The following is a 21,747-nucleotide window of genomic DNA, read 5'->3' on the forward strand; positions in this document are numbered from 1 at the left end:
ACGTCAGCATGATGACAGCCGTCTATCGCTGGTTCGAGAACTGGGTCTATCCGTTCAGGGAGCCGGCGGACCTTCGGCCGCAGTCAAGCGTCGGCGGCTTCCTCTGGCACTATGTCGGCCAGGCGAAGTTCGCCTTCTTCGCCATGCTTGTCATCGGCGGCATCGCGCCGCTGATCGAGGCCGGGCTTTTCTACTTCGTCGGGCGGCTGGTCGATATTCTCGACCAGCTTCCTGGCGAGCGCAGCTGGCACGCGCTGTGGACCGCCGCCGGGCCTGAGCTTGTTTTCATGATCGCAGTGGTGCTGGTCATCCGCACCGTCGTCGTCGGCCTGTCGGCGCTGGTCAACGAACAGACGATTACGCCGGGCTTCTACAATCTGGTGCGCTGGCAGGCGCACCGGCACGTATCGCGCCAGTCCTACACTTTCTTCCAAAACGATTTCGCCGGCCGTATCGCGACAAAAGTCTGGCAGGCGGGGCAGGCGACCGGCGACCTGATGGAGAGCTTCATCGAGGTCATCTGGTTCATGCTCATCTATACGGTGACGACCTTGGCGCTGGTCGCCGGGCTGGATCTGCGCCTGGCCGTGCTGGTGGTGATCTGGATTCTCGCTTTCGCCTGGCTGGCCAAGCTCTATCTGCCCTCGATCCGCAGGCATGCCGAGGCCACGGCTGAAGCGGGCTCGATGATCAATGGGCGCATCATCGATTCCTATTCCAACGTGCAGACGCTGAAGCTATTCTCGGCCGACGGCGACGACCGCTACATCAAGAACGGCTTCGACATCTATCTCGATGCACTACGGCCCTTCACCCGCCGGCTGACCGGCGTGCGCATGGCGCTGACGACGCTGTCGGGCATCATGATCACCGCGATTGGCTGCTTTGCCGTCTATCTCTGGGTCGAAGGGTCGATCACCGTCGGCGCCGTCGCGTTCACGCTGTCGCTGGTCTTGCGGCTCAACATGCTGCTCGGGCGCGTGATGATGCAGCTCAACGGCATATTGCGAAATCTCGGCGTCCTGGAAAACTCCAAGGCGCTGATCTCGCAGCCGCTTGGCCTTGTCGATGCGCCGGATGCGAAAGAGCTTGTCGTCGCCGGCGGCCGCATCGAGGTGAAGAATGTCGAGTTCCACTACGGCAAGGGTTTTGGCGTGCTGAATGGCATCGACCTTGTGGTCAAGCCTGGCGAGAAGGTCGGGCTGGTCGGGCCGTCCGGTGCGGGCAAGACGACCTTAGCCAATCTCATCCTGCGCCTCTACGACCTCGAGAGCGGGAAAATCCTGATCGACGGGCAAGACGTCGCCGAGGTGACGCAGAACTCGCTGCGCGCCAATATCGGCGTGGTCAGCCAGGACACGGCGCTGTTCCACCGCTCGCTACGCGACAACATCAAGCTCGGCATGCCGGATGCAACTGACGCCGAGGTGATCGCGGCGGCGAAGAAGGCCGAGGCGCACGAGTTCATATTGGGCCTGCGCGACAACCGGGACCGTACCGGCTACGAGGCTTTTGTCGGCGAGCGCGGCGTGAAACTGTCGGGCGGCCAGCGCCAGCGCGTCGCGATCGCCCGCGTCTTCCTCAAGGATGCGCCGATCCTGATCCTCGACGAGGCGACCTCGGCGCTCGATTCCGACATCGAGGCGGCGATCCAGGAGAATCTGGCCAGGCTGATGGAGAACAAGACGGTCATCGCCATAGCGCACCGGCTGTCGACCATCGCCGCGCTCGACCGTCTTGTGGTGCTGGACGGAGGCCGCATCGTCGAACAGGGCACGCATGACGAGCTGGTGGCGCTCGACGGGCTCTATGCGCGGCTGTGGAAGCGGCAGTCCGGCGGCTTCCTCTACCACGAGGAAAGCGTGCTGGAAGAGACACGGCCGGCGGAGTAGGGCATGGCAGCGTCGCCTGATATCGGCTACGTCCTCAAGCGGCTGCGGCCAACCGCGCCGGCCTTCGATGCGCTGAAGGAGGAGAGCCGGCTGGAAGGCTACTGGATGCTGGTGCGGCTGGCGGATGGCTGGGCGGGCGGCCGCAACAAGTTCCTGAAACGAGGCGAGGCGCTGTTTGGTGCATGGCATGGCCGAGAACTCGCTGGTGTGTGCGGGTTGAACATCGATCCTTATTTCGAAGGCAGGGACCACGGCCGGGTCAGGCACCTGTTCGTCAGCGCGCGTCATCGCCGCAGCGGCATTGGCCGCATGCTGGTCGAGACCGTCATTGACAGGGCACGTCAGCATTTTGCCGTGCTGAACACCCGCGCGCCACAAGAAGCCTTTGGGTTCTATGAACGGCTTGGTTTCCAGCCGGTGGTGAGCGAAGAATTCGTCACGCACCGCATGATGCTCTCTCAAGACATAAAAGGAGGCTGAGATGTCACTGCGTCCGCCATCCCTAGGCGCCTCGGCTGCCGAAGCCGCGTTCGACGCCCTCGGCCATGAGATACTGGCTGAAAAGGCCGCAGCGCTCGGCCGTGCCGGCCAACGGGTCGAGGAAACGCTGGCCAAGCTCCGTCAGAACAACGGCGACGAGGAGCAGCGACCGCGGCTGCTCAAGGAGGCTGCCGCGGCGGTGCACGCCTATTTCATCCAGCGTGAACTCTGCGGCCTGCGCCGGCATGAGTCGGCCATCCGCGAATACGATATCCCAAGGGCCGTGCTGGTCAGGCTCGGTGCAAGCTAGAGGTCACCAGCCGGCAACAATCATTCCAGCCATTCGGTGATGAAGCTGCCGTTTTCGTGGATGTCGGTCGTTTCGAGCGGGCCTGGGCCAAGATTGGTGAATTTGTGCGGCGTATCGGGCGGCACGATCAGGATCTGGCCGGCCGTGGCCTCTATCTGCTGGTCGCCGATCGTGAACAGGCCGGTGCCTTGCCGGATGATGAAGATTTCACAATAGGGATGCGTGTGCAGGCGCGGGCCGCCGCCAATCTCTTCCTGATAGTTGAAAATCAGGCAGGAGTTGGAGTCGTAGGCGCCGCATTGCAGTTCGCCCTGCCAGCGGCCGGGCGTCCTGGTCCAGGTCTCGCGGTCGATAATATGTGCCATGCCGGCGAGACTAGATCACGGCAACCTGTCCTGTCGAGACAGGCGGGGAGCCTCGGATTTGCTGATATTTCCCTGTTGTTTAGCCGCCTTTGCCGACCTTTGGGCATCTGGCCAACTGACGCGCTGTTCTGTCCCCGCGACAATCTGCCCTTGTGGCTTCAGCCCGCTGGACAAAAACGGGCTTCACGCATAAACCGAAATCCAAATGCCGGAGGAATTCGCTAGCTTGTTCGCCATGCGCTGTCGGGCCGGCGCGATGGAGCGGGGACAAAGCTCGGCCGCCGGCTCGGAAGAGGCGAAAGGATCAGGCACCCGTGAGCGCAACCGACACCCAGGATCCCAACCGTCGTGATTTTCTCTACGTCGCCACCGGCATGGCCGCAGTCGTTGGCGCAGGCGCCGTTGCCTGGCCGTTCATCGACCAGATGCGCCCCGATGCCTCGACGCTGGCGCTCGCCTCGGTCGAGGTTGATGTCGCCTCGCTCACGCCTGGCATGTCGCTGATTGTCAAATGGCGCGGCAAGCCGGTCGTGGTGCGCAACCGCACCGAGCAGGAGATGAAGGACGGCGAGGCCGTGAACCTTGCCGACCTCAAGGATCCTATTGCCCGCAACGCCAATCTGCCCGCCGATGCGCCGGCGACCGACGCCAACCGCACCACGCCCGGCAAGGAAGCCTGGATGGTGATGGTGCAGGTTTGCACGCATCTGGGGTGCATTCCGCTTGGCCAGGAAGGCGATTTCGGCGGCTGGTTCTGCCCGTGCCACGGTTCGGTGTACGATACCGCCGGCCGCATCCGCAAAGGCCCGGCGCCGGAAAATATGGCCGTGCCGGTATTCAAGTTCATTTCCGATACCAAAATCCTTATCGGTTGAGGCAGGGGATATTTCGATGAGCGAGGGACACTCGACCTATACGCCCAAGACCGGTATCGAACGCTGGTTCGACGCCCGCATGCCGCTGCCGCGCATGGTCTATGACAGCTTCATCGCTTATCCGGTGCCGCGCAACCTTAACTATGCGTGGACCTTCGGCGGCATCCTCACGATCATGCTGGTGGCGCAGATCCTGACCGGTATCGTGCTGGCCATGCACTATACCGCCGACACCAACCTCGCCTTCAATTCGGTCGAGAAGATCATGCGCGACGTCAATTCGGGCTGGCTGTTGCGCTACATGCATTCCAACGGCGCCTCGTTCTTCTTCGTCGCCGTCTACATCCACATCTTCCGCGGGCTTTATTACGGCTCCTATAAGGCGCCGCGCGAGCTGCTGTGGATCCTCGGCTGCATCATCTATCTGCTGATGATGGCGACCGGCTTCATGGGCTATGTGCTGCCCTGGGGTCAGATGAGCTTCTGGGGCGCCACCGTCATCACCGGCTTCTTCAGCGCCATTCCGCTGGTCGGAAACTGGATCCAGGAACTGCTGCTCGGCGGTTTCGCCGTCGACAACCCGACGCTCAACCGCTTCTTTGCGCTGCACTATTTGCTGCCGTTCATGATTGCCGGCGTCGTCGTGCTGCACGTCTGGGCGCTGCATGTGGTCGGCCAGTCGAACCCGACCGGCATCGAGGTGAAATCGAAAACCGACACCGTTGCCTTTACGCCCTATGCGACCATCAAGGATGCATTCGGCATGATCGTGTTCCTGTTCTTCTTCGCCTATTTCGTCTTCTACCTGCCGAACTTTCTCGGCCATCCGGACAATTACACGATCGCCAACCCGCTGAAGACGCCGGCCCACATCGTGCCGGAATGGTACTTCCTGCCGTTCTACGCGATCCTGCGCGCGATCACCTTCAACATCGGGCCGATCAACTCCAAGCTCGGCGGCGTGCTGTGCATGTTCGGCGCCATCGTCATGCTGTTCCTGGTGCCGTGGCTCGACACCTCCAAGGTGCGCTCGGCGGTCTACCGGCCCTGGTACAAGCTTTTCTTCTGGCTGTTCGTCGCCGACGCTGTCCTGCTTGGCTGGCTTGGCTCGCAGCCGGCGGAAGGTGGCGGTCTGTTGACCCTCCTGATAGGTGAGGTCTCGGGCAACTACGTTGGCTACGCTCAAGCGGCGACACTGTTCTACTTCGCCTTCTTCCTCGTCATCCTGCCGGTGCTTGGCCTGATCGAGACGCCACGCAGACTGCCGAATTCGATCACCGAGGCGGTGCTGGAGAAGAACAAGGGTGCCGGAGGGGGACATCCGGCCGGTGCGACCGCGGCGCCGGAAACCAAAGGCTGAGTGAGAATCTAAGGGGATTTGGCATGAAAAAGATTCTCACCTCGCTCGCCCTGCTAGGCGTGTTTGCCGCTGGCATCGGAGCCGTCGGCAGTGTGGCGATCGCCGCTGAAGAGGCGCACAACGCGGCGGCACCGACGCATTTCCCGATCCACGAGCCGAAGGAGATGGACTGGACTTTTGCCGGTCCGTTCGGCACCTACGACAAGGCGCAGCTGCAGCGTGGCTTGAAGGTCTACAAGGAAGTCTGCTCGGCCTGCCACTCGATGAATTTGGTGGCGTTCCGCACGCTAGAGGACCTCGGCTATTCGGAAGCGCAGATCAAGTCGCTGTCGGCTGAGTACACCATCCATGATGGACCCAACGATGCCGGCGACATGTTCGACCGCCCGGGCAAGCCGTCCGACCATTTCCCGGCGCCGTTCGCCAATGAGGAGGCGGCTGCCGCTTCCAACGGCGGCGCTGCCCCACCGGATATGTCGCTGCTGGCCAAGGCGCGCGGCGTCGAGCGCGGCTTCCCGCGCTTCGTCTTCGACATCTTCACGCAATATGCGCAGGGCGGCCCGGACTACATCCATTCGCTGCTGACCGGCTACGACGAGACGCCACCTGCCGGCATGGTGATCCCCGAAGGCACCCACTACAATCCATACTTCATGTCCGGCGTGTCGCTGAAGATGCCCAAGCCGCTCTCCGACGGCCAGGTCACCTACGATGACGGTTCGCCGCAGACGATCGACCAGTATTCGCGCGACGTCTCGGCGTTCCTGATGTGGGCGGCCGAGCCGCATATGGAAGACCGCAAGAAGACCGGCTTCCGCGTTCTGGTGTTTCTGCTTCTGTTCGGCGCGCTGATGTATCTGACCAAGCGCAAGGTGTGGGAAGGCGTGGCGCACTAAGCCGCATCTTATTCCTCGGAAATGGAAAGGGCGTCTTCGGACGCCCTTTTTGCTTGCCAAACCGGGCATGGTTCGCATCTTGGCGCAGCAGCCGTCCAGTAAGAAGTCCGTTGGCACGGCGCCATGCGATTGGTATTGCACGCGCGCCCGGCGGATCGCCGGCTAAAGGGGCATTTGGGATCGATGATGCGGCTACGCGACTGTCACAACTTTTCCGATTTCCGGCGCATGGCCCAGCAGCGGTTGCCGGGGCCAATCTTCAACTACATCGATGGCGCGGCCGACGACGAGGTCACCTACCGCCGCAACACCGAGAGCTTCGAGCGCTGCGACCTCGTTCCCAACGTGCTGCGCGGGGTAAGCGAGATCGACATGTCGGTGACGGTGATGGGCCAGAAGCTGGCCATGCCCGTCTATTGCTCGCCGACCGCCTTGCAGCGGCTGTTCCATCATCAAGGCGAGCGCGCGGTGGCCAAGGCTTCGGCCAAATTCGGCACGATGTTCGGCGTGTCCTCGCTCGGCACTGTCAGTCTTGAGGAAGCGCGCAAGATCAGCAGCAGCCCGCAGGTCTACCAGTTCTATTTCCACCGGGATCGCGGCCTCAACCGGGCGATGATGCAGCGGGCGAAAGCGGTTGGAGTCGAAGTGATGATGCTGACCGTCGACAGCATCACCGGAGGCAACCGCGAGCGCGACAAGCGCACCGGCTTTGCCATCCCCTTCAAGCTCAACCTTGCCGGCATGCTGCAGTTCGCGCTGAAGCCGGGCTGGGCGATCAACTATTTCACCCATGAGGGGTTCAAGCTGCCGCAGCTCGACGAGCATGTCGACATGGGCGGCGGCACGATGTCGATCAGCCGCTACTTCACCGAGATGCTCGATCCGTCGATGACCTGGGACGATGTTGCCGAGATGGTCAGACTGTGGGGAGGTCCGTTCTGTCTCAAGGGCGTCATGTCGGTGGAGGATGCCAAGCGCGCCGTCGAGATCGGCTGCAGCGGCATTGTGCTGTCCAACCATGGCGGCCGGCAGCTGGACGGCTCGCGGGCGGCGTTCGACCAACTGGCCGAGATCGTCGATGCCGTCGGCGACAGAATAGACATCATCATGGATGGCGGCGTGCAGCGCGGCACCCATGTGCTGAAGGCGCTGTCGCTCGGCGCCAAGGCTGTTGGCGTCGGCCGCTATTATCTGTTCCCCCTGGCGGCGGCCGGACAGCCGGGCGTCGAGCGGGCGCTGGAGCAGATGCGGATCGAGATCGAGCGCGGCATGAAGCTGATGGGCTGCAGTTCGATCGAACAATTGTCGCGCAACAACCTCCGTTTCAGGTAATCTCGACCCATGAAATCCTCGCTCGAAGACACGCTGCTCGCCGCGATCCGCACCATTCCGGACTACCCCAAGCCCGGCATCCTGTTTCGCGACATCACCACTTTGCTCGGCAATGCGCGCGCCTTCCGCCGGGCCATCGACGAGCTGGTGCATCCCTATGCCGGGCAGAAGATCGACAAGATCGCCGGCATTGAGGCACGCGGCTTCATCCTCGGCGGTGCGGTCGCGCACCAGCTTTCGGCCGGTTTCGTGCCGATCCGCAAGAAGGGCAAGCTGCCTTACGAGACGGTACGCGTCGCCTACAGCCTGGAATACGGGCTGGACGAGATGGAGATGCACAAGGACGGCGTTGCGCCGGGCGAGAAGGTGATCCTGGTTGACGACCTGATCGCGACCGGCGGCACGGCGGAGGCGGCGGTCAAGCTGCTGAGGCAGATCGGCGCCGATATTCTTGCCGCGTGCTTCGTCATCGACCTGCCGGATCTCGGCGGACGGGCGAAGCTCGAAGCGCTGGGCGTGCCGGTGCGGACGTTGATCGGGTTTGAGGGGCATTAGGGAGTAGGGAGTAGGGAGTAGGGAGTAGGGAGTAGGGAGTAGGGAGTAGGGAGGGAAGCTCCGCATTCCGTGCAAGGAGCAGCACCCACTGCTGCCTAATCCCTACTGCCTAAAACCTACCCCCTACCCAGCCTTCACCAGCACCGCGCTGTCGAACTCCAGCACCTTGTCGCCCGTAGAATCGAATCCTTCCGAGCGCAGCGCGAGCAGCCGCCAGCCGGGGCGGGTGGCGAGCGGGCGGTGGGACAGGGCCGTGCGCATGAAGGTGACGGTTTCTCCGGCATAGACCGGCTTTGGCCATTTCAGGTTCCTGAAGCCGGGGGAGGGGCCGAATTCTGGTACCGGGCCGGGTCCGGTCCATTGAGAAGCGTCCATAGGATTTTTGAGATTGAGCTTCATCCAGGTGGCCGCGGTGTGCCAGCCTGAGGCGCAGAGGCGGCCGAACACGCTTTTCTTTGCGGCCTCCTCGTCGACATGAAAGACCTGTGGATCGTATTTGCAGGCGAACGCCTTGATCGCCTCGGTTTCGAATGTGTGCGAACCGAGGTTGATGGTATCGCCGATGCGGAAGAACGCGTCGAGGCTCATGCGCCGGCCTCGCGGGTCAAGAACATGACAGTGTTCTCAAGTTCGAAGACGCTTTCACCGCGCTGGTTGAACAGTTCGCTGCGCAAGGTGACGAGGCCGAGCTGAGGCCTGGATTTCGACAGGCGCCTGGCAAGCACGCTGGTGCTGCCGGCCAGTGTGTCGCCGGCCAGCACCGGCTTCTTCCATTTGACCTGGTCGATGCCGGGCGCGCCTTGCGCGGTCGAGTCGAGCAGGAAGGCGTCGCACAGCATGCGCATGAAGATCGCGCAGGTGTGCCAGCCGGAGGCGGCCAAGCCGCCAAGGATGCTGGCCTTGCCGGCGGCTTCGTCGAGATGCATCGGCTGCGGGTCGAATTCGGTGGCGAATTCGATGATTTCGGCCGCACTCACCTGCTTGGCGCCGAGGTCGATCGATGCGCCCTCGGTGAAATCCTCGTAGGCCCAGCTTTTTGCGGTCATGATCCCAATCCGGTTGTACGATCACCGGGCATCCGGATGCCGTCCGGGCGGCGTTTGGTCAAGCGAATTCTATTGGGCCTACAACCAGCCGCGGCGGCGGAAATACCAGAACGGCAGGATCGCCGACAGGATCATCAGGCCGATGGCGAAGGGATAGCCGAGCTCCCATTTCAGCTCCGGGATGACGTCGAAATTCATGCCGTAGATCGAAGCCACCAGCGTCGGCGGCAGGAAGATGACGGCGGCGACCGAGAAGATCTTGATGATGGCGTTCTGCTCGATCGAGATCATGCCGAGCGTCGCGTCGAGCAGGAACGAGATCTTCTGCGACAGGAAGGTGGCATGGTCGGCGAGCGACAGCACGTCGCGCGATACTGTCTTGATGCGGGCGCGGACGTCCTTGCTCATCTTGATCTGGGTCGCGACGTGGGCAAGGAAGCCGGTGAGGCGCTGCAGCGAGATCAGGCTGTCGCGGATCGAGGAGGCAATGTCTTCCTTGCGGCCTATGGCCTTGAGCAGTTCCTGGAAATCGCGATTGCGCTTGTTCACCTTGGTCGACCGCGCCTCGAAGATGTCGCGCGAGATCGTCTCGATGTCACGGCCGGCGCGTTCGAGAATATCGGCTAGGCGATCGACGATCGCCTCCAGCAGGCCGATCAGGATGGTGTTGCCGGTGGTGCAGCCTGTCGCCACCTTCTCGGCGCGCAGGGGGAAGGTCTTGAACGCCTTCGGCTCATGATAGCGGATGGTGACCAGTCTCGGGCCGGCAAGCACAAAGGTAACCGGTGACATCAAGGGATCATCGATTTCGGTCTGCGCCGGCAAGGTGGCGGTCATGAAGTAGGCGCCGTCCTCGATGTAGAGGCGGCTCGAAATCTCGATCTCCTCCATCTCCTCGCGCGTCGGGATGGCAACGCCGAGCCAGGTCTCGATCGTTGTTTCTTCTTCCTTGGTCGGGTTGAGAAGGTCGGCCCAGACGACCTGATCGCCATTGGCCACGAGATCGTCGGCGAGGCGCAGGCGATCATTGTCGACGACGAAGGCCTTGATCATCGCCGGTCTCCGTTGGTTGAGCCCAAGGTTTCGTTTAATAGCGATGGGTCTTGCACGCGCCGCCGTTCCCACGGGGACGGCCAAGTCGCATGCAAACGGCCATAGACCCGGTGCCAAGGGCAGTCAAGCGAAGCGGCATGCCGGCTCCTCCACTTGACGAAGCCGTGATCGGCCGCCGTCAGCGCGCGAGCCGCGAGAGCCTCGGCGTCTCAGGTGTTGAACTTGAACAGCAGGACATCGCCATCCTGGACCACATATTCCTTGCCTTCGTCGCGCGCCTTGCCGGCTTCCTTGGCCGCCACTTCGCCGCCTAGCGTGATGTAGTCGTTGTAGGCGATGGTCTGGGCGCGGATGAAGCCGCGCTCGAAATCGGTGTGGATGACGCCGGCCGCCTGCGGGGCCTTGTCGCCCTTGTGGATCGTCCAGGCGCGCGTCTCCTTCGGCCCGGCGGTGAAATAGGTGATGAGATGCAACAGATCGTAGCCGGCGCGGATGACCTTGTTGAGGCCAGGCTCGTCGAGGCCGAGCGAGGACAGGAACTCCATCTCTTCCTCGTCGGAGAGCTGGGCGACTTCGGCCTCGATCGCGGCCGAGATCACCACGGTGCCGGCGCCTTGCGCGGTCGCCATCTTTTCCACGGCTTTGGTGTGCTCGTTGCCGGTGGCGGCGTCGGCTTCGGCGACGTTGCATACATAGAGCACGGGGTGCGAGGTCAAGAGGTTCAGTCCCTGCAGGATGCGCAGGTCTTCCGCTGAAATGCCGTTGAGCAGGATGCGGGTCGGCTTGCCGGCCTGGAGGAGCTCGAGTGCTGCCTCCATCATCGGCAGCACGGTGGTTGCTTCCTTGTCCTTGCTGCCGGCGCGCTTGCGGATCTGCACGATGCGGCGCTCGAGGCTGTCGAGGTCGGCGAGCATCAGCTCGGTCTCGACCGTATCGGCGTCGGCGACAGGGTCGATTTTGCCCTCGACATGGGTGATGTCGTCATCCTCGAAACAGCGCAGCACATGCACGATGGCGTCGACCTCACGGATGTTGGCGAGGAACTGGTTGCCCAGCCCTTCGCCCTTGGAGGCGCCGCGCACCAGGCCGGCGATGTCGACGAAGGAGATGCGGGTCGGGATGATCTCCTTAGACTTGGCGATTGCGGCGATCTTCTGCAGCCGCGGATCAGGCACCGCCACCTCGCCGGTGTTCGGTTCGATGGTGCAGAACGGATAGTTGGCGGCCTGCGCCGCCGCCGTCCTGGTCAACGCGTTGAAAAGCGTCGACTTGCCGACGTTGGGCAAGCCAACGATGCCGCATTTGAAACCCATGTGTCCGGTCCTATCGGGAAACTAGAAATTTGATGAGGGCTATGGGCGATAGGAGTGAGCAACGTCAAGCCCCGCGGTCCCGATCCTGTCGACGCTCAGTCCTTCTTGCCGAACAGTTTCTTCAGCATGGCGGCCATCGGGCCGCTTTCCGGCAGCTTGGCCGGCGCCTGCTGTGGCCGTGCCTGGCGGATGTGGCTTTGAGCTTTCGGGCCCTCAGCCTTCGGCGCCTTTGGCGGCGGCCGGTCGTCGTCGCCGGTTGGCGTTAGTTTGTCGCGCAAGGCCAGCGTCACCCGGTTCATGAAAGAACTGTCGTCGCCCTTGGCCAGCAGCCCGGCATCGTCGGCGATGGTGTCGAGCAGCACGTCCAGCCATTCGCGGTCGGCCTTGGCGAAATCGCCGAGCACATGGGACTGCACCATTTCCCGGACGCCGGGATGGCCGACGCCGATGCGCACGCGGCGAAAGTTCTTGCCGACATGCTGGTCGAGCGAACGGATGCCGTTGTGTCCGCCGGCGCCACCGCCGACCTTAACCCGCAATTTGCCGGCCGGCAGGTCGATCTCGTCGTAAAAGACGGTCAGCGCCTCGGGGCCGAGCTTGTAGAAGCGCAGGGCTTCGCCGACCGGCTGTCCCGACAGGTTCATGAAGGTCTGCGGCTTGATCAGAAGAATCTTTTCGCCGGCAATCGTGCCTTCGGCGATCAGGCCCTGGAACTTCTTCGACCAGGGCGAAAACGAATGGCGGCGGGCAATTGCGTCCGCCGCCATGAAGCCGACATTGTGCCGGTTATCAGCGTATTTCGCGCCCGGATTGCCGAGGCCTGCAAAGACAAGCATCGTGAACTCCGGGCCCGAAAATTACTTCTCTTCGGCAGCAGGAGCCGCCGCTTCGGGGGCTGCCGCTTCCGCCGTCTCTTCCGTCTCCGGCTTCATCGCCGAGGAGCCGGCAATGGTCGCGATGGTGAAGTCGCGATCGGAGATCACCGGCTTGACGCCGGCCGGCAAGGTAACCGCCGAGATGTGGATCGAATCGCCAATGTCGGCGCCGGTGAGATCGACGGTGATGAATTCCGGGATCGCATTGGCCGGGCAGTGGAACTCGACTTCGTGACGCACGATGTTGAGCACGCCGCCGCGTTTGATGCCGGGCGACTTGTCTTCATTGATGAAGTGGACGGGCACGTCGACGTTGACCTCGGTGTCCTTGCCGATGCGCAGGAAGTCGACATGGACCGGGAAATCCTTGACCGGGTCGAGCTGGAAATCCTTGGGCAGAACCTGGATTTTCTTGCCGTCGACATCGATCGTGGCGATCGTGGTCAAAAACCCGCCGCCATGGATTTTGTAGAAGACGTCCTTGTAGTTCAGCGCAATCGCCAGGGGAGGCTGTCTGTCGCCGTAGATAACTGCAGGCACTTTACCGTTGCGGCGAACTGCACGGGCGGACCCCTTACCGACCTGTTCGCGCGCTTCGGCCTTGAGCTCGTAAGTATCGTGGCTCATGGCATTTCCTTTCGCGTTTTATGGAGCGTTTGCGGTGGCAGTGTGCCTGGACCGTAAACGTCGAAAGCCGCCAGGCCTGGATGTCCGAATGCCAGAAACCGCATACGCGGAGCTTTGTTCGGGATCACAAGGGAAGGCAGCCTTCCGCCGCGTTGCCTCCAAGGGTGTCTACGCGGGTGGCGGCTCTATAGCGGAAGGCGGGCAGGCGTGCAAGCCATGGCGGGCAAGGGCGGCCGATGCCTGCGTTGGGCGCGCCGCATTGCGCTCAGGCCGGCAGGTCGGTGGGCGGATTTGATCCGTTTCCCTTGGCGCCACCGAGCGTGGACAGAGCGCTCAGCAGTTTCGTCCGGTCCTTGCCGATCATGAGCACGCCGCTGTCGGGCGCCAGCAGCGCCGAGAACGGAAGCATGGCAGCGCCGATCGAGGAGGCCTCAGGGCCGAATTGCCCCGACACGATCTCCGGCGCCACGATGCCGATTGCGCTGGCCTGGTTGAACTGGGTCTGCACCCTTGCCAGCAGTTCGAGATGGATCGGCCTGGGCAGGATCGAGTCGAGAACGATGGCCTCGATGTCGATGATGGAGGTGATGGCGATGATCGCCTCGACCAGCGCGCTCGCACAATCGTCGATCCATTCGAACAGCGGCACGCGCGCTTCGGCTGGCAACGGATCGAGTTCCCGCACACGATTGATCACCACGCCGCGCGACCTCAGGTGATTGACCAGCACATAGATCGAGGCGCGATGCAGCAGGCTCTGGTAGCGCGCAGGCTTCGCCGCCACCGAATCGAGGCTTGAGGGCGAGACCGGCAAGGGTCCGAGGGCAGCGCTGTTGCCATGCGGCCCGGTATGGACCCTGCCGCCTTGCACCAGGCCGCCGCCGACAAAAGTGTCGATCGAGATGTGCATGAAATCGCGAAAGCGGGCGCCGGCGCCCTGGACAAGTTCGGCCAGCGCCGCCGACGTGGCGTCGTTTTCCACGAACACCGGCGTCTTCGCCGGCGTGGCAAAGCATGTCGTCAGGTCGATCGCCTCCCAGCGGCTGCCGAGATCGTCGGGAAAGCCGAGTTCCTCGCTCCAGCCGCCGAGGAAATAGGGTGAGGCAATGCCGACGCCGACGATGCTGGCATCGCCAAGCCCATCCACCAGCTTTTCGAAGGTGGCCAGCGCCATGTTGCCGGCCTTCAGCACCAAATCAGGATCGGGGAAGCGGTATTCGTGCGACTCTCTTGCGCGGATTTCACCGGCGAAGTCGACCAGAACGGCTTCAAGCGCACGCCGGCCGATCTTGATGCCGACGCTGTAGATGCGCTCCGGCGTCAGCCGGTAAAGCGTGGAGGGCGAACCGCGCTGCCCGAACCTTTTTCCCACTTGCTTTACGAATCCGGAAGATTCCAGGCCGTCGACGATGGCAGCGACGGCCGCCGGCGTCAGGCTTGCCGCGCGCGCCAGATCGGACTTGGAGGCTTCCTTGAGGCGACGGATGGCGTCGAGCACGAAACGCTCATTATAGTGCCGAACTTTGACAGAATTGCTGCCTTTCCCTGACAAAACCCGCACACTCCCCAAATGTCCCGTTCCCGGCGCGAAGCCCGCAAACCACCTGCGGCCGAGCGCACCCTGCGGTGCCTATGTTGGCGGCGACAGTGCGCGTCGGAACCATGGAAGTCAATTTTGCCGTTGCGCCTTTGCGCTATTTAATATAGCAAATTGAAAAAATAACTAGTCAGGGAGGAGACGTGCTGCACTCGAGCACACAAAGCGAAGCCGACGCTGCGGTGGTGCGGGCTGTTCCTGTTGCCCTGGTTCAGGCGACGAAGGCTTTCGGCGGCACGATTGCGCTCAAGGACGCCTCCTTCGAATTGCGCTCCGGCGAGGTGCTGGCGCTGCTTGGCGAAAACGGCGCCGGCAAGAGCACCTGCGTGAAGCTTCTGGCCGGTGTGCATTCTCCCACCAGCGGTCATGTCGAGGTTGACGGCAAATCAGCCGTCTTCCATTCGCCGCATGACGCGCAGGCGGCCGGCATTGCGGTCATGCACCAGCATCCTGGCCTGTTTCCCGATCTGTCGGTGGCGGAGAACATCTATCTCGGCCACATGCCGCGCGACCGCTTTGGCGGCATCGACAATGCCGCCATGCTGGCCGGCGCCCGCAAGGTGCTGGCGACCGTCGGCCTCGACGTGCCGGCGGCAACGCGGCTGGGAACCCTGCGTACCTCAGAACAGCAACTGGTCGAAATAGCCCGGGCGCTATCGCTGGATGCGCGCGTGCTGATCATGGACGAACCGACGGCGGCGCTGTCGCAGCGCGAGGTCGAGCGGCTGTTTTCCGTCGTTGCCGATCTCAGGCTGCACGGCGTGGCGATGATGTTCGTCGGCCACCGTATGGACGAGATCTTCCGCATCGCCGACCGCATCGCGGTGCTGCGCGACGGGCGCCTGATCGGCGTCAAGCCGAAGGCCGAGCTTGGCCGTGCTGCCGCCATCAGCATGATGGTCGGGCGTGAAGTCACCGACCTCTATCCCGAACGGCGCCATGCCTCAGGCGCGCTGGTGCTGGAGGGGAAGGGACTTTCGCGCGCCGGCGGCTTTACCGGTATCGACCTCAAGCTTCACGCCGGCGAGGTGCTGGGGCTTGGCGGCCTGGTCGGCAGCGGACGCACCGAGATTGCGCGCGTGCTGTTCGGTATCGACCGGCCCGACGCCGGCGAAATCCTGATCGACGGCAAGCCCGTGCAGTTCGCCTCGGCGCGCGACGCCATGGATGCGCGCATCGCCTATGTGTCGGAAGATCGCATGGGCCAGAGCCTGGTGATGGATTTCTCCATCCTCGACAATGCGGTGCTACCTGTTCTCGACAAGGCCGCACAACGCGGTCTCTACGGCACCGACCGCGCCATCGGTCTGGTGGCGGACTGGCTGAAGCGCATGAAGCTGCGCTTTTCCGGCTACGGGCAGCCGGTGAAAGAGTTATCCGGCGGCAACCAGCAGAAGGTGGTGCTGGCCAAGTGGCTGCGCACCGAGCCGCGCGTGCTCATCCTCGACGAGCCGACGCAAGGCATCGATGTCGGCACCAAGGCGGAAGTGCATGCAATGATCGCGGACCTTGCCGCGCAAGGCATGGCGATCCTTTTGATCTCGTCAGAGATGCCCGAGCTGATCGGCATGTGCGACCGCATTGTCGTGCTGCGCGAAGGCCGCCAGACTGCCGAGTTTTCGCGCGGGCAAGCCACGCAGGAAAAAGTACTGGAAGCGGCGACCAGGACCGATGAACGCGCCGGCCAGGCAGCGCAGATAGAACGCGCCGCCCGGGAGGAAAAGGCAAAAGGACCGTTCGATTTTCTGAAGCGGCGGGAGTTCGGGCTGCTCGCCGCGATGCTCGCCGTCGCCATCCCGGTTACCATCATCAACCCGCGCATGGTGAGCGCGGCGAACCTCACCGCTGTGTCGATGGACGCGGCCTTGCTGATTGTCGCCGCACTGGCGCAGATGCTGGTGCTGATCACCCGCAACATCGACCTGTCGATCGCAGCTGTGATCGGCCTCTCCGCCTATATGGCGGCCAGCATGGTTCAGGCCTATCCCGGATTGGACATCGGCATCGGCCTGATCACCGCCTGCGCGGTCGGCGGCTTTGCCGGACTGCTCAACGGCCTTGTCGTTACCTGGGGAAAGATCCCGGCCATCGTCGTTACGCTGGCTTCGATGTCGATCTTCCGCGGTTTCAACTCGATCTGGGCGGCGGGCGACCAGGTCAGCGCCGACGAAGTCACGCAAGCCTGGCTCGACATGACCGGGCTGAAGATCGCAGGCGTGCCGCTGATCGTCATCATCGCTATTGTCATCCTGTGCGCCGGCTATGTGCTGCTCTATCGCACCGCAACCGGGCGCGAGCTGTTTGCCACCGGCTCCAACCCCGACGGCGCACGGCTGATCGGCATCCCGGTCGACCGGCGCATTCTGCTGGCCTTCGGCATGGCCGGCCTGCTCGGCGGTCTGTGCGGGGCGCTGTGGGCATCGCGCTATGCCACCATCGATGCCCGCGTCGCGCTCGGCTTCGAACTCACGGTGATCGCCTCGGCAGTGGTCGGCGGCGTCGCCATCCGCGGCGGCTCGGGCACGCTGCTCGGCATCATCCTTGGCGCGCTCACTCTCTTGGTCATCAAGAACGGGCTGACGCTGGTGCGTGTCGACCCGCTCTGGCTGCAGGGCGTCTATGGCCTGGTGATCCTGGTTGCCATCGGCATCGACACCTTCATCGTGCGGCGTGCCGAACAGGCAAGACAGGCGAGGGCGAGATGAGAAAGTTTATCCGCTCGATCGACTTCTGGGATCTGCTGCTGGCGACCGCCTGCCTCGCCGTCTTTATCTATGCGGCGGTCTTCGTGCCGAATTTCGTCTCCGGCTTCAACCTCTCGCAATTGGCCGCAAGCGCCTCGGAAAAGGCGTTGCTGATCCTGCCGATGACGCTGCTCATCATCACCCGCGAGATCGACCTGTCGATCGCCTCGGTGCTGGCGTTGACATCCGTGATTTTTGGCCTGCTTGTCCAGGCTGGCGTGCCGACGCTGGCCGCCATTCCGCTGACGCTCGTCTTCGGCGGCCTGCTCGGCGCCTTCAACGGCTATCTGGTGTCGGGCCTCGGGTTGCAGTCGCTGGTGGTGACGCTCGGCACCATGGCGCTGTATCGGGGCATTGGCTACATCCTGCTCGGCACCGGTTCGGTCAACATATTGCCGCCGGCGGTTGTCGATTTCGGCATCAGCAATCTGCCGGGCACACAAATCCCGTGGACCATCGTGCCGTTCCTGCTGCTGGCGCCGATCTTCGCGGTGGTGCTGCAGAAGACGCCGACCGGCAAGCGCATCTACGCGCTCGGCGGCAGTCCGGAAGTGGCGCGCTATTCCGGCATCGACACGCGCAAGATGGTGCTGAGGCTATTCGTCGTCTCCGGTGTCGTCGCGGCCATCGCCGGCATCGTCTACACCGCGCGCCTTTCCAATGCCCGCGCCAACAATGCGCTCGGCATGGAGCTCGACGTCATCACCATCGTGCTGCTCGGCGGCGTCAGTGTCTTTGGCGGCAAGGGGCGGCTCACCGGCGTCATGCTGGCGCTGCTCTTGATTGCCATCATCCGCAACGTGCTGGCGCTCAACCAGATCGGCGGCGACGCCCAAGGCATGATCATCGGCCTGCTCCTGATCGGCTCGCTGCTGGTCTCCAACTACTGGCGCTCCCTGGAGGAGCGGCTGTCAAGATCGCGCGTCCTGCGCGAAACCAAGGGGTGATCTCGGGCCCCTTTCTTCAAGCCCGAATTCTGACGGAGGAGACACAATGAAAGCGTTTAGAATAGCCCTGCTCGCATCCGCGGTTCTGCTTGCGCCGGCCTCGCTGGCATACAGCCAGGAATGCGCCAAGGAACCTGTAACGGTCGGCTTCCTGCCCAAGCTCGACACCGATCCCTACTTCAAGGTGGCTTTCGGCGGCGCCGAGGAGGCTGCGAAGGAAATTGGCGGCACCGCCACCCAGGTCGCCCCGTCGCAGGCGACGGCCGAGGCACAGATCGAATTTATCAACAGCCTTGTGTCGCAGAAGGTCGGGGTCATCGCTATTGCCGGCAACGACGCCAATGCGGTTGCGCCTGCGCTGAAGCGCGCCGTTCAGCAAGGCGTCCGGGTGATATCGTACGATTCCGACGTCGCGGCCGATGCGCGCGCGGTGTTCGTGAACCAGGTGAAGGGCGACAGTCTGGCCGAAATGATGCTGGAAAGCGCATTCAACCTCAGCGGCGGCGAAGGCGAGTTCGCCATCCTGTCGTCGACGCCGACGGCGACCAACCAGAACGCCTGGATCGACTTCATGAAGGCGAAGATGGCGGCAGAGCCGAAATACGCCAAGATGAAACTGGTGCAGGTCGCCTATGGCGAGGAGAGCGAGCAGGTCAACCAGCAGCAGGCCTTGGCGCTGGTGCAGGCGTTTCCGGATCTCAAGGTGATCATCGTGCCGGCAGGCATAGGCCTTCCGGCGGCCGCGCGCGCACTCGAGGAAGCCGGCATGATCGGCAAGGTCAAGCTGACCGGCCTTGCGCCGGCCACTCTGATTTCGAAATACATCAAGGACGGCGCCGCCCAGGACATCTGGTGGAATGTCACCGATCTCGGCTACCTGACCTATCAGGCGGCCCAGGCGCTGGCGCAGTGCAAGATCACCGGCAAGGAAGGTGAGAAGTTCACGGCGGGCAGGCTCGGCGAATACACGATCGGGGCCAGCGGCGAACTGATCCTCGGCCCGGCCAAGATCGTGACGCCGGAAAATCTGGCCGAGTTTAAGTTCTAGAGCGTTTCACCGTTTCACGGAAACGGCGAACCGCTCTATCCCTTTGTTTTACGCAATTCCGGACGGAAAACCGGTCACACTTTTCCTGGAATTGTTCTAAGCCTCCCAAGGCTTTGCGGGCGCCGGCTCGAGCCGGCGCTCGCCTTTCAATCCTCAGTCGAAAAGCGTGAGGGCGACGATGAAACTTTTGCTGGCAGGCGAGACCTTCGCGGCGACGACGTCGGTCGCTGCCGGCGGCGACGTTCTGACAAGTGCGACATGGGTGAATGGCGCGACGGCCTTCAATGCCGCCCTTGCCGCAGAGGGCATAGCGGTGACGCAGATCGGTGGCGATCGCTGTGCGGCCGAATTTCCGTATGACCTCGACGCGCTGGCCGAATACCAGGCGGTGGTGATCTCCGATGTCGGCGCGCTGACCTTGCTGGTCACGCCGGAGGCCCGCGCCGGGCGCATCGGCGTCAACCGCCTCGACGTCCTCAAGGCCTATGTCGAAGGCGGCGGCGGGCTGATGCTGGCCGGCGGCTATATGGGGTTCCAAGGCATGTTCGGCACGGCGCGTTTCCACGACACCCCGGTCGAGGACGTGCTGCCCGTGCGCTGCCTGCCATTCTCGGACGGGCTGGAAGTGCCGCAAGGCCTGCAGCCGTCGATCCTTCAGGCGTCGCATCCGATCCTTGCCGGTGTCGCGGGTCCGTTGCCGCCGATCCTCGGCATGAACAAACTCGATTTCAGGCGCGACGGCTCGTCCCAGCTTCTGGCGACTTGCCAGTATCGCGGCACGGACTGGCCGCTGCTTGCGGTTCGTGAGCATGGCCGTGGCCGCACCGTCGCGTGGGCGACCGACATCGGCCCACACTGGCTGTCGCAGGACTTTTTGGGATGGCCGCTCTACGGCAAGCTGATGGGCAACGTCGTGCGCTGGCTGGCCGGCAAGGATTAAGCCTGGCGTGTTTGTAGGGCAGCTAGTCCGGCTTGCTGCTCAACGCTTCGCGCAGCGCCTGGATCCGCCGATTCAAGGCATCGAGATCAGCCATCGTCATGCCCGAGCGTTCGATCAGGGTTTCGTTGAGGCAGTTGCACTGGACGAGCAGCGCGCGGCCGGCAGGCGTCAGGTCGACCTGCACTTGGCGCTCGTCCGTCTGGCTGCGCTGGCGGGTGACGAGACCGGCCTGTTCCATGCGCTTCACCAGCGGCGTGATGGTGCTCGATTCCAAAGCGAGCCTGTGCGCAATCGAGCCGACCGACATCCCGCCGGCTTCGGCAAGTGCGTTCAGCACGAGGTATTGCGGATAGGTGATGCCCATCTCGTCCAGCATGGGCTTGTAGGTGCGGTTGATTGCCATGCTGGTGGCGTAAAGCGTGAAACAGAGCTGGTTGTCCAACGGGAGAGGCACGAGGCATTCCTTTGCCGACTGAGCACACCAATATGTACCACGAAAAATGATATCGCGGTACATATTTTCTGTAGACAAGGATTTGGACCTGCGCTAGTCATATGGTTATCGCGATATTGATTATCGCGGAAGCAATCAATGGAGAGCGAGATGACCAAGCCCGGCAGCAGCACGATCACCACCAAGGACGGCACCGAAATTTTCTACAAGGATTGGGGAACGGGACAACCCATCGTCTTCCATCACGGCTGGCCGCTGAGCAGCGACGACTGGGACGCCCAGATGCTGTTCTTCCTGTCCAAGGGGTACCGCGTCATTGCCCATGACCGGCGCGGCCATGGCCGCTCGACCCAGACCGATACCGGCAACGAGATGGATACTTATGCCGCCGATGTCGCGGAACTTGCGGCGCATCTCGACCTCAAGGACGCCATCCATGTCGGCCATTCTACCGGTGGCGGCGAAGTGGCCCGCTATGTCGCGAAGTACGGCTCCGGCGGCCGTGTCGCCAAGGCCGCGCTGCTCGGCGCGGTGCCGCCGATCATGCTGAAGACGGCGGCCAATCCCGGCGGCCTGCCGATCGAGGTTTTCGACGGTTTCCGCTCCGCCCAGGCAGCCAACCGCGCCCAGTTTTTCCACGATGTTGCGGCCGGCCCGTTCTACGGCTTCAACCGCCCCGGCGCCCAGGTGTCGCAGGCTGTCGTCGAGAATTGGTGGCGCCAGGGCATGATGGGCGGCACCAAGGCGCATTACGATTGCATCAAGGCGTTCTCGGAAACCGACTTCACCGACGATCTGAAGGCCATCGACGTGCCGGTGCTGGTGATGCATGGCGACGACGACCAGATCGTTCCGATCGCCGACTCCGCGCTGCTGGCTGTCAAGCTGCTCAAAAAGGGCGAGCTCAAGGTCTACAAGGGCTTCCCGCACGGCATGGCGACGACCCATGCCGATGTCATCAATGCCGACCTCCTGGCCTTCTTCAAGGCGTAGAACCGTTCAGTTGAATAGACATCGTCCAGTCGGATAAGCAAGGCA

At 63.0% G+C, this 21,747-nt stretch carries 22 protein-coding genes; 13 read left to right on the forward strand and 9 right to left on the reverse strand.

The genetic code is table 11. The features are described from left to right. Positions 1-8: 8 nt before the first annotated feature. Genes NKJ57_RS02925 through NKJ57_RS02935 form a run of 3 tightly spaced genes read left to right on the forward strand, consistent with a single transcriptional unit; the run spans position 9 to position 2,682 of the window. Positions 9-1,892: an ABC transporter ATP-binding protein gene (locus NKJ57_RS02925; RefSeq protein ID WP_352510478.1), complete on the forward strand. Its 1,884-nt coding sequence runs from the start codon at positions 9-11 to the stop codon at positions 1,890-1,892. Between the two features lie 3 nt (positions 1,893-1,895). Then, complete coding sequence (locus NKJ57_RS02930; protein WP_023733361.1) at positions 1,896-2,372, forward strand: GNAT family N-acetyltransferase; 477 nt, start codon at positions 1,896-1,898, stop codon at positions 2,370-2,372. A gap of 1 nt (position 2,373) precedes the next feature. Then, the gene (locus NKJ57_RS02935) at positions 2,374-2,682 is read left to right on the forward strand and encodes a DUF6665 family protein (protein ID WP_023670023.1); all 309 of its coding nucleotides are present in this window, start codon (positions 2,374-2,376) and stop codon (positions 2,680-2,682) included. A 20-nt stretch (positions 2,683-2,702) separates the two neighbouring features. Here NKJ57_RS02935 and NKJ57_RS02940 read toward each other — a convergent pair whose 3' ends face one another. Then, positions 2,703-3,047, reverse strand: a complete 345-nt coding sequence (locus NKJ57_RS02940; RefSeq protein WP_023683696.1) for a cupin domain-containing protein — start codon at positions 3,045-3,047, stop codon at positions 2,703-2,705. Between the two features lie 314 nt (positions 3,048-3,361). Here NKJ57_RS02940 and petA point away from each other — a divergent pair, with 314 nt between their 5' ends. From petA to NKJ57_RS02965, 5 genes are all read left to right on the forward strand, one after another. Further along, a complete protein-coding gene (petA, locus tag NKJ57_RS02945; protein ID WP_023670027.1) occupies positions 3,362-3,922 on the forward strand; it encodes a ubiquinol-cytochrome c reductase iron-sulfur subunit in 561 nt (186 codons plus the stop codon). Between the two features lie 16 nt (positions 3,923-3,938). Further along, a complete protein-coding gene (locus tag NKJ57_RS02950) occupies positions 3,939-5,282 on the forward strand; it encodes a cytochrome b (protein WP_023670028.1) in 1,344 nt (447 codons plus the stop codon). Between the two features lie 23 nt (positions 5,283-5,305). Further along, on the forward strand, positions 5,306-6,178 hold the full coding sequence (locus tag NKJ57_RS02955) for a cytochrome c1 (RefSeq protein ID WP_023670029.1): 873 nt from the start codon (positions 5,306-5,308) through the stop codon (positions 6,176-6,178). Positions 6,179-6,364: 186 nt separating this feature from the next. Then, positions 6,365-7,510 carry an alpha-hydroxy acid oxidase gene (locus NKJ57_RS02960; protein ID WP_023686136.1) on the forward strand — a complete coding sequence of 382 codons (1,146 nt, stop codon included), beginning with the start codon at positions 6,365-6,367 and terminating at the stop codon, positions 7,508-7,510. A 9-nt stretch (positions 7,511-7,519) separates the two neighbouring features. After that, positions 7,520-8,065 carry an adenine phosphoribosyltransferase gene (locus NKJ57_RS02965; protein ID WP_013529989.1) on the forward strand — a complete coding sequence of 182 codons (546 nt, stop codon included), beginning with the start codon at positions 7,520-7,522 and terminating at the stop codon, positions 8,063-8,065. Between the two features lie 123 nt (positions 8,066-8,188). Here NKJ57_RS02965 and NKJ57_RS02970 read toward each other — a convergent pair whose 3' ends face one another. From NKJ57_RS02970 to NKJ57_RS03000, 7 genes are all read right to left on the reverse strand, one after another. Further along, positions 8,189-8,653, reverse strand: a complete 465-nt coding sequence (locus NKJ57_RS02970) for a MaoC family dehydratase (protein WP_023828124.1) — start codon at positions 8,651-8,653, stop codon at positions 8,189-8,191. Next, positions 8,650-9,111 carry a MaoC family dehydratase gene (locus NKJ57_RS02975; RefSeq protein WP_023670033.1) on the reverse strand — a complete coding sequence of 154 codons (462 nt, stop codon included), beginning with the start codon at positions 9,109-9,111 and terminating at the stop codon, positions 8,650-8,652. The genes NKJ57_RS02970 and NKJ57_RS02975 overlap by 4 nt, the downstream gene beginning before the upstream one ends. Before the next feature lie 78 nt (positions 9,112-9,189). Further along, the gene (gene corA / locus NKJ57_RS02980) at positions 9,190-10,164 is read right to left on the reverse strand and encodes a magnesium/cobalt transporter CorA (RefSeq protein WP_023701569.1); all 975 of its coding nucleotides are present in this window, start codon (positions 10,162-10,164) and stop codon (positions 9,190-9,192) included. Positions 10,165-10,373: 209 nt separating this feature from the next. After that, complete coding sequence (ychF, locus tag NKJ57_RS02985; protein WP_023701570.1) at positions 10,374-11,477, reverse strand: redox-regulated ATPase YchF; 1,104 nt, start codon at positions 11,475-11,477, stop codon at positions 10,374-10,376. Between the two features lie 95 nt (positions 11,478-11,572). Continuing rightward, on the reverse strand, positions 11,573-12,313 hold the full coding sequence (gene pth / locus NKJ57_RS02990) for an aminoacyl-tRNA hydrolase (protein ID WP_023701571.1): 741 nt from the start codon (positions 12,311-12,313) through the stop codon (positions 11,573-11,575). Positions 12,314-12,334: 21 nt separating this feature from the next. Further along, positions 12,335-12,979 (reverse strand): 50S ribosomal protein L25/general stress protein Ctc, encoded by a 645-nt coding sequence (locus NKJ57_RS02995; protein ID WP_023686131.1) that lies wholly within the window; start codon positions 12,977-12,979, stop codon positions 12,335-12,337. 265 nt (positions 12,980-13,244) lie between these two features. Further along, positions 13,245-14,477 carry an ROK family transcriptional regulator gene (locus NKJ57_RS03000; RefSeq protein WP_023701572.1) on the reverse strand — a complete coding sequence of 411 codons (1,233 nt, stop codon included), beginning with the start codon at positions 14,475-14,477 and terminating at the stop codon, positions 13,245-13,247. A gap of 242 nt (positions 14,478-14,719) precedes the next feature. Here NKJ57_RS03000 and NKJ57_RS03005 point away from each other — a divergent pair, with 242 nt between their 5' ends. The 4 genes from NKJ57_RS03005 to NKJ57_RS03020 all read left to right on the forward strand — a co-directional run bounded on the left by NKJ57_RS03005 (position 14,720) and on the right by NKJ57_RS03020 (position 20,255). Further along, complete coding sequence (locus NKJ57_RS03005; RefSeq protein ID WP_352510480.1) at positions 14,720-17,281, forward strand: ATP-binding cassette domain-containing protein; 2,562 nt, start codon at positions 14,720-14,722, stop codon at positions 17,279-17,281. Next, positions 17,278-18,267 carry an ABC transporter permease gene (locus NKJ57_RS03010; protein WP_023724955.1) on the forward strand — a complete coding sequence of 330 codons (990 nt, stop codon included), beginning with the start codon at positions 17,278-17,280 and terminating at the stop codon, positions 18,265-18,267. Before NKJ57_RS03005 ends, NKJ57_RS03010 begins: the two co-directional genes overlap by 4 nt. Positions 18,268-18,313: 46 nt before the next feature. Continuing rightward, complete coding sequence (locus NKJ57_RS03015; protein WP_023701576.1) at positions 18,314-19,315, forward strand: rhamnose ABC transporter substrate-binding protein; 1,002 nt, start codon at positions 18,314-18,316, stop codon at positions 19,313-19,315. Positions 19,316-19,493: 178 nt separating this feature from the next. Continuing rightward, complete coding sequence (locus NKJ57_RS03020; RefSeq protein WP_023701577.1) at positions 19,494-20,255, forward strand: glutamine amidotransferase; 762 nt, start codon at positions 19,494-19,496, stop codon at positions 20,253-20,255. A gap of 22 nt (positions 20,256-20,277) precedes the next feature. Here NKJ57_RS03020 and NKJ57_RS03025 read toward each other — a convergent pair whose 3' ends face one another. Next, entirely contained in the window at positions 20,278-20,709 is a 432-nt protein-coding gene (locus tag NKJ57_RS03025) for a MarR family winged helix-turn-helix transcriptional regulator (RefSeq protein ID WP_023670043.1), read from the reverse strand. 150 nt (positions 20,710-20,859) lie between these two features. On the opposite strand from NKJ57_RS03025, the gene NKJ57_RS03030 reads away from it, so the two are divergent. Further along, positions 20,860-21,702 (forward strand): alpha/beta fold hydrolase, encoded by an 843-nt coding sequence (locus NKJ57_RS03030; RefSeq protein ID WP_156929740.1) that lies wholly within the window; start codon positions 20,860-20,862, stop codon positions 21,700-21,702. Positions 21,703-21,747 lie beyond the last annotated feature (45 nt).

This window comes from Mesorhizobium sp. M0077, from assembly GCF_040322955.1.
GTDB lineage: Bacteria > Pseudomonadota > Alphaproteobacteria > Rhizobiales > Rhizobiaceae > Mesorhizobium.